This window comes from Streptomyces flaveolus (assembly GCF_014648815.1).
In the GTDB taxonomy this organism is placed as follows: Bacteria; Actinomycetota; Actinomycetes; order Streptomycetales; family Streptomycetaceae; genus Streptomyces; species Streptomyces flaveolus.
Genome location: NZ_BMRV01000005.1, coordinates 171027 through 183105 on the forward strand (window position 1 = coordinate 171027; position 12079 = coordinate 183105).

Here is a 12079-nt window from a genome sequence, read left to right on the forward strand (position 1 = left end):
CGTGAGCGGCGCCCACGACCGAGGGCGCCGCCGGGCAAGGAGGGCCGCATGACCGTACGGCGAGTAATGGGCATCGAGACGGAGTACGGGATCTCCGTCCCCGGTCACCCCAACGCCAATGCCATGCTCACCTCGTCCCAGATCGTCAACGCCTACGCGGCGGCGATGCACCGGGCCCGCCGGGCTCGCTGGGACTTCGAGGAGGAGAACCCGCTGCGGGACGCGCGAGGCTTCGACCTCGCCCGGGAGGCCGCCGACAACAGCCAGCTCACCGACGAGGACATCGGCCTGGCCAACGTGATCCTCACCAATGGAGCACGGCTCTACGTCGACCACGCCCACCCCGAGTACAGCGCTCCGGAGGTCACCAACCCGCGGGACGCCGTGCTGTGGGACAAGGCGGGCGAGCGCATCATGGCCGAGGCGGCCGAGCGGGCGGCCCAGCTGCCGGGCGCCCAGCCGATCCACCTCTACAAGAACAACACCGACAACAAGGGCGCCTCCTACGGCACGCACGAGAACTACCTGATGAAGCGGGAGACCGCCTTCTCGGACATCGTGCGCCACCTGACGCCCTTCTTCGTCTCCCGCCAGGTCGTCACCGGCGCCGGCCGCGTCGGCATCGGCCAGGACGGGCACGAACACGGCTTCCAGCTCAGCCAGCGCGCCGACTACTTCGAGGTCGAGGTCGGCCTGGAGACGACGCTGAAGCGGCCCATCATCAACACGCGCGACGAACCGCACGCGGACGCGGAGAAGTACCGCCGTCTGCACGTGATCATCGGCGACGCGAACCTGTCCGAGATCTCGACCTATCTGAAACTGGGCACGACGGCCCTGGTCCTGTCCATGATCGAGGACGGCTTCATCGCCGTCGACCTGGCCGTGGACCAGCCCGTACGCACCCTCCACCAGGTCTCGCACGACCCGACCCTCCAGCGCCTGATCACCCTCCGCAGCGGGCGCACCCTCACCGCGGTGCAGCTTCAGATGGAGTACTTCGAGCTGGCGCGCAAGTACGTCGAGGAGCGGTACGGAGCGGACGCCGACGAGCAGACCAAGGACGTCCTGGGCCGCTGGGAGGACACCCTCAACCGGCTCGAGAACGACCCGATGAGCCTTGCCGGCGAACTCGACTGGGTCGCCAAGCGGGAGCTCATGGAGGGCTACCGGCGCCGGGACGATCTGGACTGGGATGCCGCCCGGCTGCACCTCGTCGACCTCCAGTACGCCGACGTACGGCCCGACAAGGGCCTCTACAACCGGCTGGTGGACCGTGGCCGCATCAAGCGGCTGCTGGACGAGACGGAGGTCGAGCGGGCCCGTACGAAGCCTCCGGAGGACACCCGGGCGTACTTCCGCGGACGCTGTCTGGAGCAGTACGCGGACGACGTCGCGGCGGCCTCCTGGGACTCGGTGATCTTCGATCTGCCGGGACGGGACTCCCTCCAGCGGGTCCCAACCCTGGAACCGCTTCGCGGAACGCGTAATCACGTCAAGGAGCTCCTGGACCGCTGCCGCACCGCGGACGACCTGGTCAGGGTCCTGTCCGGCGGGTGACGGCGCCGAGCGGGTACACGGGAGAAGACCGCCGGACAGGGTGAAAGTCACCGGGTCCGGGAACCATCGAGATGGCCCCCGCACGTTGGAGAAACTGCGGGGCCGATGTCGGACCCGGCTTGTAGGGTCTGATCTTGACCGAGCAACTGTGTCGGGCGAACCGAGCGGGGTGAGGGTTATGGCGACCAAGGACACCGGCGGCGGGCAGCAGAAGGCCACGCGTTCCACCGAGGAGGTCGAGGAGCAGGCGCAGGACGCGCAGGCGTCCGAGGACCTCAAGGAGCGCCAGGAGAAGCTCAGCGACGACGTGGACTCCGTCCTGGACGAGATCGACGACGTCCTCGAGGAGAACGCCGAGGACTTCGTGCGCTCCTTCGTGCAGAAGGGTGGCCAGTAGGCCTGTTCCCCCCTCGTCGCACAGGCCCGAGGGACGGACGAGCAGAACGAGAGATGTCGCGCGCGGTGCGGGTCATGCCCGTGCCGCGCGCGGCACACAACGGGGGGCCAAGGTGTTCGTTCCGTGGTTCCCGCCGAGTATGTGGATCACCGCCGCAGGGCGGGTAGGGTCCGTGGCATAGCTGACGCATACGTGGAAGGAATCGCGTGGAAGCCAACACTCGTAGCACCGGGCGTCTACCAGCTGCCTTCCTGACGCCTGGGTCCTCTTCGTTCATGGACTTCCTGGGAGAGCACCAGCCGGAGCTGCTCCCGGGCAACCGGCAGCTGCCGCCGGTCCAGGGCGTGGTCGAGGCGCCGCACGGCACCACGATCGTGGCCGTGACCTTCCCCGGCGGCGTCGTGCTCGCCGGTGACCGGCGGGCGACCATGGGCAACATGATCGCGCAGCGGGACATCGAGAAGGTGTTCCCGGCCGACGAGTACTCCGCGGTGGGCATCGCCGGCACGGCGGGTCTGGCCGTGGAGATGGTGAAGCTCTTCCAGCTGGAGCTCGAGCACTTCGAGAAGGTCGAAGGCGCGCAGCTGTCCCTGGAGGGCAAGGCGAACCGTCTGTCGACGATGATCCGCTCCAACCTGGGCATGGCGATGCAGGGGCTGGCCGTGGTGCCCCTGTTCGCGGGGTACGACGTGGACCGCGGCCGGGGCCGCATCTTCTCGTACGACGTGACGGGCGGGCGCTCCGAGGAGCATCACTTCGCGACCACGGGATCGGGATCGATCTTCGCGCGCGGGGCGATGAAGAAGCTCTTCCGTGAGGACCTGAGCGAGGAAGAGGCCACGACGCTCGTGGTCCAGGCGCTGTACGACGCGGCGGACGACGACTCGGCGACCGGTGGTCCCGACGTCGCGCGCCGGATCTATCCGATCATCACTGTGATCACCGAGGACGGCTTCCGCCGGCTGACCGAGGACGAGAGCTCCCAGCTCGCCCGATCGGTCCTCGACCGGCGGCTGGAGCAGCCCGACGGCCCGCGGGCCGCGCTGCTGTAGCGCCGGGCCTCACCGTGTTGATGACAGGTGGTCCAGTGACTTCGACAGAAAGGGACGGATAACCGGTGTCGACGCCGTTCTATGTCTCACCCCAGCAGGCGATGGCCGACCGGGCGGAGTACGCCCGCAAGGGCATCGCCCGTGGCCGCAGCCTGGTCGTGCTGCAGTACGCCGACGGCATCGTGTTCGTCGGCGAGAACCCGTCCCGTGCGCTGCACAAGTTCAGCGAGATCTACGACCGGATCGGCTTCGCGGCCGCCGGCAAGTACAACGAGTACGAGAACCTGCGGATCGGCGGCGTCCGGTACGCCGACCTGCGCGGCTACACGTACGACCGTGACGACGTGACGGCCCGGGGCCTGGCCAACGTGTACGCCCAGACGCTGGGCACGATCTTCTCCAGCTCGGCCGAGAAGCCGTACGAGGTGGAGCTGGTCGTCGCCGAGGTCGGCGACAGCCCCGAGGGCGACCAGATCTACCGGCTGCCGCACGACGGCTCGATCGTGGACGAGCACGGCTCGGTCGCGGTCGGGGGCAACGCGGAGCAGATCAGCGGGTACCTGGACCAGCGGCACCGCGACGGCATGACGCTGGCCGAGGCGCTGAAGCTGGCGGTGCAGGCGCTGTCCCGCGACACCAACGGCAGTGAGCGGGAGATCCCGGCGGAGCGGCTGGAGGTCGCCGTCCTGGACCGCACGCGGCCGCAGAAGCGGAAGTTCAAGCGGGTCGTGGGGGGCCAGCTGTCGCGGCTCCTGGACGGAGGAGCCGCCGGGGCCGCCTCGAAGACCGCGTCCGAGGACGAGGACGGGGCCGAGGAGTAGTCCGCCCCGTCGCCGTCGGCCGCCGTGGGATGCCCGCGGCGGCCTGCGCGTGTTCCCCCGCGCTCACCGCGGTGGCGCCGTGGAGCCCCGTACCACCAGGTTGACGGGGATGTCGCCGGCCTCGGGGACCCCGCCCTCCAGGACGGCCAGCAGCGCCCGCATCCCCCGTTCGCCGAACAGCTCCGCGTCCAGGCGGACCGTCGTCAGCTCGGGGTCGACGGCCGTGGCCAGGCCGAGGTCGTCCAGGCCCGTGACGGAGAGGTCGTCGGGGATGCGGAGCCCCGCGCGGCGGGCCGCCTTGTACGCGCCGACCGCCAGCTTGTCGTCGTCGCAGACCAGCGCCGTCGGACGGGGGCCCGGCCCCGCCAGCGCGGCCTCGGTGGCCGTCCGCGCGTCCTCGATCGAGATCGGGGCCCTGGCCGTGCGCAGCGTGGTGCCGGGGACGGCGTCCAGCCGTGCCGCGAGCTCCCGCGCGCGGACCTCGAACGTCCAGGACGGGACGTCCGCCGCGAGGTGCAGGAAGTGGCGGTGGCCCAGCAGCAGCAGGTGCTCCGCGATCTGGCGGACGGCGTCCGCGATGTCCAGGTTGACCGTCGCCGCACCCAGACTGCCCTCCGGGTCGCTGTCCAGCATGACCAGCGGGAGCTGGTCGCCGCGGATGGCGGAGAGCGCGTCGGCCGCCATGGAGGACGCGATGACGCCGTCCAGGGCGGCCTGTGCGGAGGCGAAGGGGTCCCGGGCGGGCCCGATGCCCTCGGGGGAGGGGTAGAGGACCACTCCGAAGCCGTGCTCGGCGGCGACGCGTGCCGCGCCGGTGTAGACGCCTGCGAAGAACTCGGTGGTCAGCGCCGGGACGACCAGCAGGACCGTGCGGGTGCGGCCGAGGCGGAGGTTGCGGGCGGCGAGGTTCGGGCGGTAGCCGAGCGCGTGGGCGGCCTCCCGGACGCGCTGGGCGGTGGGCTCCGACACCCGGCCGCGCCACTTGTCGCCGAGGACCAGGGAGACCGCGGCCTGGGAGACGCCGGCGGCCTGGGCGACGTCCCGGCTGGTGGGGCGGGTGCTGCCTCGTGCCACCGTTCGCCTGCGCTTTCGTCTGGACTCGTGAACAGCCGACATGGTACGTATGACGACGGAAGTTATACGTAAAACCTCGTCGAGGTCTCATGCGAAGGGGGTGGGTCGTGGTCGCCGGATACCTGGACATTCTCCGGGCGCGGCACGCCGTACGGCTGCTCGTCGGCACGCTCGTGGGGCGGTTGCCCAACGCCACCGCGGCGATCGCGATCGTGCTGTTCGTGCGGGCCGAGGGGGGCTCGTACAGCCTCGCGGGGGCACTGGCCGCCGTGTACGGGGTCGCCAACGCGGTCGGGCAGCCCGTGCTGGGACGGCTCGTCGATCTGTACGGGCAGCCCCGGGTGCAGCTGCCGGCCGCCGTGCTGTCGGGGCTGGCGATGGCCGTCTTCGCGTTCGCCGGGACCGAGCCGGCGGCGCTCGCGTACGCGGCCGTGGGCGCCTCGGGACTGTTCACGCCCCCGCTGGAGGGCGGACTGCGGGCGCTGTGGCCGGGTGTGCTCCGGGAGGAGGGGCAGGTGCACTCGGCGTACGCCATGGACGCCGTGGCGCAGGAGGTCATGTTCACCGTCGGGCCGCTGCTCGTGACGGTGTGCGTGTCGCTGTGGTCGCCGCTGGTGGCACTGCTCGTGCTGAACGCCGTGGGCGTGCTGGGCGCCCTGTCCGTGGTCGTGTCGCCCCCTTCGCGCGCGTGGCGGTCGGCTCCGCGCGAGGCGCACTGGCTGGGTGCGCTGCGTTCGTCCGGACTGCTGGCGCTGCTGGGGGCCTTCCTGTTCATCGGCATGGCTCTCGGGTCCATCACCGTGGCCTCCGTGCCCTACGCGGACGAGCACGGCGGTGACGCCGTCTACGGCTGGCTGATGGCCGCCCTGGGGCTCGGCGCGCTGGTCGGCGGGACCGTCTACGGGGCCCGGCAGTGGGCCGGTGACCCGGCTCGGCGACTGAGGCTTCTGGTGGCCCTTCTGGCGGTGTGTTACCTGCCGCTGATGCTGATGCCGGGCGCCTTCGCCATGGTGCTGCTGACCGCGGTCGCGGGTGTCTTCCTCGCGCCGTGCATCGCCTGCGCGTTCGTCCTGGTGGACCGGCACGCGCCGCGGGGCACGGTGACGGAGGCGTTCTCCTGGCTGGTGACCACCTTCACCGTGGGAGCCTCGGTGGGCACGGGCCTCACCGGGCCGGTCGTCGAGGCGGGCGGGGCGCTGTGGGGCTTCGCCGTACCGGGGGCGGCCGGGGCCGTGTCGCTGCTCGTGCTGGCGTGCACGGGACGGGTCCTCGCAGCTCCCGCCCGGGCAGCGGTGGTTGCGGCTTCATCGGAAAATGATCCAAACCGTGCCGTCGAACCCCGTTTCAGTTCGGGTCATCAGGCGTAATGTTCAGTCATGGACCGCCGCATTTTCGGGCTGGAGAACGAGTACGGCGTCACGTGCACGTTCAGGGGACAGCGCCGCCTGTCGCCTGACGAGGTGGCGCGGTACCTCTTCCGCCGTGTCGTGTCATGGGGCCGTAGCAGCAATGTCTTTCTGCGCAACGGCGCCCGCCTCTATCTCGACGTGGGATCACATCCGGAATACGCGACACCCGAATGTGACAACGTGATCGAACTCGTCACCCACGACAAGGCGGGCGAGCGCATTCTCGAAGGACTCCTGGTGGACGCCGAACGACGCCTGCACGAGGAGGGAATCGCGGGCGACGTCTACCTCTTCAAGAACAACACCGACTCCGCGGGAAACTCCTACGGCTGCCACGAGAACTATCTGGTGGCCCGGCACGGGGAGTTCTCCCGGCTCGCGGACATCCTCATCCCGTTCCTGGTGACGAGGCAGCTGCTCTGCGGCGCCGGCAAGGTGCTGCAGACGCCGCGCGGCGCCGTGTACTGCGTCAGCCAGCGGGCGGAGCACATCTGGGAGGGCGTCTCCTCGGCGACCACCCGTTCCCGGCCGATCATCAACACCCGCGACGAGCCGCACGCCGACGCCGAGCGCTACCGGCGCCTGCACGTCATCGTGGGCGACTCCAACATGTCCGAGACGACCATGCTGCTCAAGGTCGGCGCCACCGACCTGGTGCTGCGCATGATCGAGGCGGGCACGGTGATGCGCGACCTCACCCTGGAGAACCCGATCCGGGCCATCCGCGAGGTCAGCCACGACATCACCGGACGGCGCAAGGTGCGCCTGGCGAGCGGCCGGGAGGCGTCCGCGCTGGAGGTGCAGCGGGAGTACTACGAGAAGGCCGTGGACTTCTGCGAGCGCCGCGGCATCCGCACCGGCACCGTCGAGCGGGTGCTGGAGCTGTGGGGCCGCACGCTGGACGCGATCGAGGCCGAGGACCTCGACCGCATCGGCACCGAGATCGACTGGGTCATGAAGTACAAGCTCCTCGAGCGGTACCGGGCCAAGCACAACATGACCATGTCCCACCCGCGGGTCGCGCAGATAGACCTCGCCTACCACGACATCCACCGCCGTCGTGGTCTGTACTACCTGCTCGAGAAGAAGGGCCAGGCCGCCCGGGTCGCCAACGACCTGAAGATCTTCGAGGGCAAGTCCGTTCCGCCGCAGACCACTCGGGCCCGGCTGCGCGGCGACTTCATCCGGCGGGCCCAGGAACAGCGCCGGGACTTCACCGTCGACTGGGTCCACCTCAAGCTCAACGACCAGGCGCAGCGCACCGTGTTGTGCAAGGACCCGTTCCGATCGGTGGACGACCGGGTGGAGAAGCTGATCGCCGGAATGTGACCGGGACGAACCGAGAAGGCGCCCGTACCCGAAGGGTCCGGAACGCCACACGGGCACCGTACGTTATCCGTACGGTGCCCTTCTCACGCCGTAGAGTTGCGCGCACGTCAGCAGACAAGATCGACCGACACCGATTACGAGGCCCCCACCGTGCGCCGACGCTCCCTCCTCATCGCCGTTCCCGCCGGACTGGTCACGCTCGCCGCATGCGGTGACGAGGACTCCGGCTCGAGCAAGGCCAGCGACAGCGCGACGCCCCAGGCGTCGGACACGTCCACGCCGCCGCCCCCGAAGATCGTGGACGGTCCGCTGCCTGCGATCACGGCGGGCACGAAGTTCGGTGAGAAGCCGACGGTCGCCAAGGGGAGCGGCGAGCCGTCCAAGGACCTCGCGGTGAAGACGGTGATCGCCGGCGGCGGCAAGGCGGTCGCCGAGAACGACTTCCTGGTGGCCGACTACCTGGGCCAGATCTGGGCCAGCGCGAAGGTCTTCGACAACTCCTACGACCGCAAGACGCCGATCGTCATCCAGTTGGCGCAGGGCAGCATCATCGACGGCTGGCGGTACGCGCTCACCGGCAAGAAGACCGGCAGCCGCGTCGAGTTCTCCGTCCCGCCGGCCTACGGGTACGGCGAGCAGGGCAGCGAGCAGGCGGGCATCAAGGGCACCGACACCCTGGTGTTCGTGGTGGACGTGAAGGACACCTTCAACGCCAAGAGCTCCGCCAAGGGCAAGGAGATCCCGCAGGACGACGCGGCGCTGCCCAAGGTCGGCACCAACACCGACGGCGCGGCACCCTCCATCGAGGTGCCCGACACGGCGGCGCCGAAGAAGCTCGTGGCGGACTACGTCATCGAGGGCGACGGCCCCGAGGTCGGCGCGCAGAACACCGTGCTCGTCCAGTACAAGGGCGTGGTGTGGGACGGCGGCAAGGAGTTCGACTCCACGTACAGCAGGAAGCAGCTGACGTCCTTCTCGCTCCAGCAGGTCGTCAAGGGCTGGTCGCAGGGCCTGACCGGCAAGAAGGTCGGCAGCCGCGTCCTGATCGTCATCCCGCCGGACCTGGGCTACGGCGACAACCCGCCGGAGGGCAGCGGCATCGAGAAGGGCTCGACGCTGGTCTTCTCGGTCGACATCCTCGCGAAGATGTGACCCACGGGGATGTAAGACTTGGGCGTTGCCTTTTCGCAGACAAGCAGGAGCTAGACACGTGAGCATCGACAAGCCCGAGATCGACTTCCCGGGCGGCGAGCCCCCGGCGGACCTCGAGATCAAGGACATCTGGGAGGGCGACGGCCCGGTCGCGCAGGCCGGTCAGACCGTGACCGTCCACTACGTCGGCGTGGCCTTCAGCACGGGCGAGGAGTTCGACGCCAGCTGGAACCGCGGTACGCCGTTCCGCTTCCCGCTCGGTGGCGGCCGGGTCATCAAGGGCTGGGACCAGGGCGTGCAGGGCATGAAGGTCGGCGGCCGCCGCCAGCTGACCATCCCCGCCCACCTCGCCTACGGCGACCAGAGCCCGACCCCGGCGATCCAGCCCGGCGAGACGCTGATCTTCGTGGTCGATCTGCTCGGAGTCTGACCGACGTCCGATCGGAGCCGGTCATTCGGGGCCCATGCCTGGTCGGGCATGGGCCCTCGGCTTTTGCCGCGCCACCGCGGGACGGTACGGTCATCCGTCGTAAGCACCATAGGGAGAAGGGCGTCGATGGCCATTGCCAAGGCCGAGCGGCTGATGAACCTGGCGCTGTGTCTGCTCGGGACGCGGCGGCCACTCAGCAAGCGCGAGCTGCGTGACTCCATCGAGGCCTACCTCGAGGCGGGATCCGACGACTCCTTCAACCGCATGTTCGAGCGGGACAAGGACGACCTGCGGGAACTCGGCCTGGTCATCGAGACCGTCGAGGGCCTCGACGGCGAGATCGGATACCTGGCCCGCCGCGACAGCAACCGACTGCCGCCGATCACCCTCGACGCCGAGGAGGCCGCCGCCCTCGGGCTCGCCGCCAAGGTCTGGCAGCAGGCCAGGCTCGCCGGCGCCGCCAGTGGCGCGCTGCAGAAGCTGCGGGCCGCCGGGCTGCCCGAGGACGTCGACCCGTACGAGGCGCACAGCGCTCTCGAGCCGCGCATCCCCGTGCACGAGGCCGCCTTCGAGCCGCTGATGCTGGCCTGCCGCGACCGCCGGCCGGTCCTCTTCGAGTACCGCAAGGCCAACGCCGCGCAGCCCGAGCCCCGGCATGTCGAGCCGTGGGCCCTGGAGTGCTGGCGCGGCCACTGGTACCTGGCGGGGTTCGACCGCGACCGCGGCGCCGAGCGGGTCTTCCGGCTGTCGCGGATCACCGGCAAGGTGCGCTCGCGCGGGGCGCGGTTCACCGCTCCCGTGCCCGACGTCGTCACCGTCCGTGAGACGGTCGCGAGCTGGGCGGGGGAGACCGCCGACCGCTCCGCGCTGATCCGGCTGCGTGCGGGCGCGGGGTACCCCCTGCGGGCGAAGGCCACCGCCGTGCGGGAACTCGGCGACGGCTGGGACGAGTTGGAGATTCCGTACGGGCACGGCCTGGACGCCTGGCTGGTGGAGTTCGGGCCGGACGTCGTGGTCCTGGAGCCCGCGGAGCTGCGTGCGGACGTGGTGGACCGGCTGCGTGCCGTGGCCAAGGGCTGAGGGGGAGCGGACAACACAGTGGCAGGCAAACCGGTCAGGCCCGTGAACGCCATCGACCAGACCCGACGGATGCTGTCCCTGGTGACGTATCTGCGCGAGCGCCCTGGCGCCCGCGTCGAGGACGTCGCCCGCGCCTTCGGCATCACCGAGGACGAACTGGTCTCCGACCTCGACGTGCTGCCCATGTGCGGCACCAGCTTCCGCGGCGGCGATCTGCTCGACATCGACACCGACGGCGAGCGCATCTGGTGGCACAACCCCGCGGCCCTCGGCGCGGACGCCGCCGAGCCGCTGCGACTCGCCGCCGACGAGGCCACGGCGCTGCTCGTCGCCGCCCGCGCGGTGGCGACCCTGCCCGGCCTGCGCGAGAGCGACCGGCAGGCGCTGCTGCGGGCGACCGCCAAGGTGGAGACGGCGGCCGGTGAGGCCGCGGGCGCCAGCTCGCGCCTGTCCGTCACCTTCGAGTCCGAGGGCGGTGTTTTCGCCGACGTCGACCGGGCGATCTCCGAGCGCCGGCGCCTGTGGATCCGCTACTACTCCCCGGCCCGCGACGAGCTCACCGAGCGCGAGATCGACCCCATCCGTCTCGTCAGCGTGGGACACACGTACGTGGAGGCCTGGTGCCGCCGCTCCGAGGCCCGGCGCACCTTCCGGCTCGATCGGGTCGCCGAGATCCGGATCCTCGACGAGCCCGCCGCACCGCCGGAGGTGGAGCTGCGCGACCTGTCCGAGGCGCTGGTGCAGCCCGCCGCCGAGGACCCCGAGGTCGTCGTGGAGGTCGGCCCGGGCGGGCGCTGGGTCGCCGAGTACTACCCGCACGACAGCGCGCAGGAGCTGCCCGACGGCGGCCTGCGCATCACCCTGCGCACGCCCGACCCGGCGTCCCTGCGGCGGCTGGCGCTCCGGCTCGGCCGCGACGGCCGGATCGTGTCCCCGCCCGAGCTCGCCGGCAGCGCCCGGCAGGCCGCCCGCGAGGCGCTCGCGGCGTACGACGGGATCGAGGCCGTCGCGGCGCACGGCGCGGAGCCCGCACAGGAGACCACGGCGGGGCAGGCGGTGCCCGACGGGCCGGGCACCGGGCACGACGGGCAGGAGCGGGCACTGTGAGCGAGGCGACGGGGCCCGGTCTGCCGGGCGTGACGGCGGCGTCCGCGTTCGCCGGCATGAGACGTGTCTCCCCGGTCGTCTTCAGGGCCGGCTGCCCGGACTGCCGGGGCCGCTTCGAACTCGCCGCGAGCGCCCTGCGCCTGGCCATCGGCGCCACGAGCCGCACCACGTTCTACTCGTTCACGTGCCCCGAGTGCGGGTCCGCCGTCCGCAAGCCCGCGGGGGAGCGGATCGTGGAGCTGCTCACGGGCGGCGGAGTCAGGACCCTGCGGCTGCACTCCACCGTGTGACCGACCGGCGGTGCACGGCCGGCCCGCGGGACGGTCTAGGCTCGGCGTCATGTTCTGGCCGATGTTCGCGATTGCCGTGGGTTTCCTGGGTCTCGCCGTTCTTGCGGTGTTCGCTGTACGGGTGTTCGTCGAGGCACAGCGGCTGGGCCGGCAGGTGACGGACTCGGCGTCCCGCATCAACCGGGCCGCCGCGGACCTGGAACGCGCCGCGGAGAGCGCCGCCCGCTCCGTGGACGCCCTGTGAACCCTGCCGCATTCCGGCAGTGACCCGACGGGTGACGCCCGTCGCGTTCCGTATGACTCCGCCCTGTCACCGCGCAGGTCCCGGAAGGTACGCTGCTGATCGCGGTCCGGAAAACGAGGCCCGGACGCGGACGG

The 12079-nt window shown here is 70.9% G+C and carries 13 protein-coding genes and 1 pseudogene; 13 read left to right on the forward strand and 1 reads right to left on the reverse strand.

Annotation, left to right across the window (positions count from 1 at the left end; all coding sequences use genetic code 11):
* The first annotated feature begins 48 nt into the window (after positions 1-48).
* The 5 genes and pseudogenes from dop (at position 49) to prcA (ending at position 3830) form a co-directional block, all read left to right on the forward strand.
* Positions 49-1560 (forward strand): depupylase/deamidase Dop, encoded by a 1512-nt coding sequence (gene dop, locus IEZ05_RS14515; protein WP_350719022.1) that lies wholly within the window; start codon positions 49-51, stop codon positions 1558-1560.
* 178 nt (positions 1561-1738) lie between these two features.
* Positions 1739-1957, forward strand: coding sequence for a ubiquitin-like protein Pup (locus tag IEZ05_RS14520; protein WP_016325855.1), 219 nt, complete (start codon positions 1739-1741; stop codon positions 1955-1957).
* A 129-nt stretch (positions 1958-2086) separates the two neighbouring features.
* Positions 2087-2212 (forward strand): annotated as a pseudogene (locus IEZ05_RS37195) (endonuclease VII domain-containing protein); the annotation flags it as partial.
* A complete protein-coding gene (gene prcB, locus IEZ05_RS14525; protein WP_189230508.1) occupies positions 2164-3009 on the forward strand; it encodes a proteasome subunit beta in 846 nt (281 codons plus the stop codon). The pseudogene IEZ05_RS37195 and the gene prcB, both read left to right, overlap by 49 nt.
* A gap of 65 nt (positions 3010-3074) precedes the next feature.
* The gene (gene prcA, locus IEZ05_RS14530; RefSeq protein ID WP_189230509.1) at positions 3075-3830 is read left to right on the forward strand and encodes a proteasome subunit alpha; all 756 of its coding nucleotides are present in this window, start codon (positions 3075-3077) and stop codon (positions 3828-3830) included.
* A 63-nt stretch (positions 3831-3893) separates the two neighbouring features.
* Here the strand turns inward: prcA and IEZ05_RS14535 are convergent, their stop codons facing one another.
* On the reverse strand, positions 3894-4904 hold the full coding sequence (locus IEZ05_RS14535; protein WP_189230510.1) for a LacI family DNA-binding transcriptional regulator: 1011 nt from the start codon (positions 4902-4904) through the stop codon (positions 3894-3896).
* A 107-nt stretch (positions 4905-5011) separates the two neighbouring features.
* Here IEZ05_RS14535 and IEZ05_RS14540 point away from each other — a divergent pair, with 107 nt between their 5' ends.
* The 8 genes from IEZ05_RS14540 to IEZ05_RS14575 all read left to right on the forward strand — a co-directional run bounded on the left by IEZ05_RS14540 (position 5012) and on the right by IEZ05_RS14575 (position 11945).
* On the forward strand, positions 5012-6271 hold the full coding sequence (locus IEZ05_RS14540) for an MFS transporter (RefSeq protein ID WP_189230511.1): 1260 nt from the start codon (positions 5012-5014) through the stop codon (positions 6269-6271).
* A gap of 9 nt (positions 6272-6280) precedes the next feature.
* Positions 6281-7642: a Pup--protein ligase gene (gene pafA, locus IEZ05_RS14545; protein ID WP_052837743.1), complete on the forward strand. Its 1362-nt coding sequence runs from the start codon at positions 6281-6283 to the stop codon at positions 7640-7642.
* A 150-nt stretch (positions 7643-7792) separates the two neighbouring features.
* Positions 7793-8794 (forward strand): FKBP-type peptidyl-prolyl cis-trans isomerase, encoded by a 1002-nt coding sequence (locus IEZ05_RS14550; RefSeq protein WP_189230512.1) that lies wholly within the window; start codon positions 7793-7795, stop codon positions 8792-8794.
* 58 nt (positions 8795-8852) lie between these two features.
* Entirely contained in the window at positions 8853-9224 is a 372-nt protein-coding gene (locus tag IEZ05_RS14555; protein WP_189230513.1) for an FKBP-type peptidyl-prolyl cis-trans isomerase, read from the forward strand.
* A 126-nt stretch (positions 9225-9350) separates the two neighbouring features.
* On the forward strand, positions 9351-10304 hold the full coding sequence (locus IEZ05_RS14560) for a helix-turn-helix transcriptional regulator (protein WP_189230514.1): 954 nt from the start codon (positions 9351-9353) through the stop codon (positions 10302-10304).
* Positions 10305-10322: 18 nt separating this feature from the next.
* Positions 10323-11411 carry a helix-turn-helix transcriptional regulator gene (locus IEZ05_RS14565; RefSeq protein ID WP_189230515.1) on the forward strand — a complete coding sequence of 363 codons (1089 nt, stop codon included), beginning with the start codon at positions 10323-10325 and terminating at the stop codon, positions 11409-11411.
* Positions 11412-11467: 56 nt separating this feature from the next.
* Positions 11468-11701: a hypothetical protein gene (locus IEZ05_RS14570; protein WP_361577975.1), complete on the forward strand. Its 234-nt coding sequence runs from the start codon at positions 11468-11470 to the stop codon at positions 11699-11701.
* Positions 11702-11750: 49 nt separating this feature from the next.
* Entirely contained in the window at positions 11751-11945 is a 195-nt protein-coding gene (locus IEZ05_RS14575; protein ID WP_189230517.1) for a hypothetical protein, read from the forward strand.
* Positions 11946-12079: the final 134 nt, after the last annotated feature.

Excerpts from the sequence above, each read along its gene's own strand:
- dop (WP_350719022.1), top strand. The coding sequence starts at position 49 with ATGACCGTACGGCGAGTAATGGGCATCGAGACGGAGTACGGGATCTCC.
- pafA (WP_052837743.1), top strand. The coding sequence starts at position 6,281 with ATGGACCGCCGCATTTTCGGGCTGGAGAACGAGTACGGCGTCACGTGC.
- IEZ05_RS14570 (WP_361577975.1), top strand. The coding sequence starts at position 11,468 with ATGAGACGTGTCTCCCCGGTCGTCTTCAGGGCCGGCTGCCCGGACTGC.
- IEZ05_RS14560 (WP_189230514.1), top strand. The coding sequence starts at position 9,351 with ATGGCCATTGCCAAGGCCGAGCGGCTGATGAACCTGGCGCTGTGTCTG.
- IEZ05_RS14575 (WP_189230517.1), top strand. The coding sequence starts at position 11,751 with ATGTTCTGGCCGATGTTCGCGATTGCCGTGGGTTTCCTGGGTCTCGCC.
- IEZ05_RS14520 (WP_016325855.1), top strand. The coding sequence starts at position 1,739 with ATGGCGACCAAGGACACCGGCGGCGGGCAGCAGAAGGCCACGCGTTCC.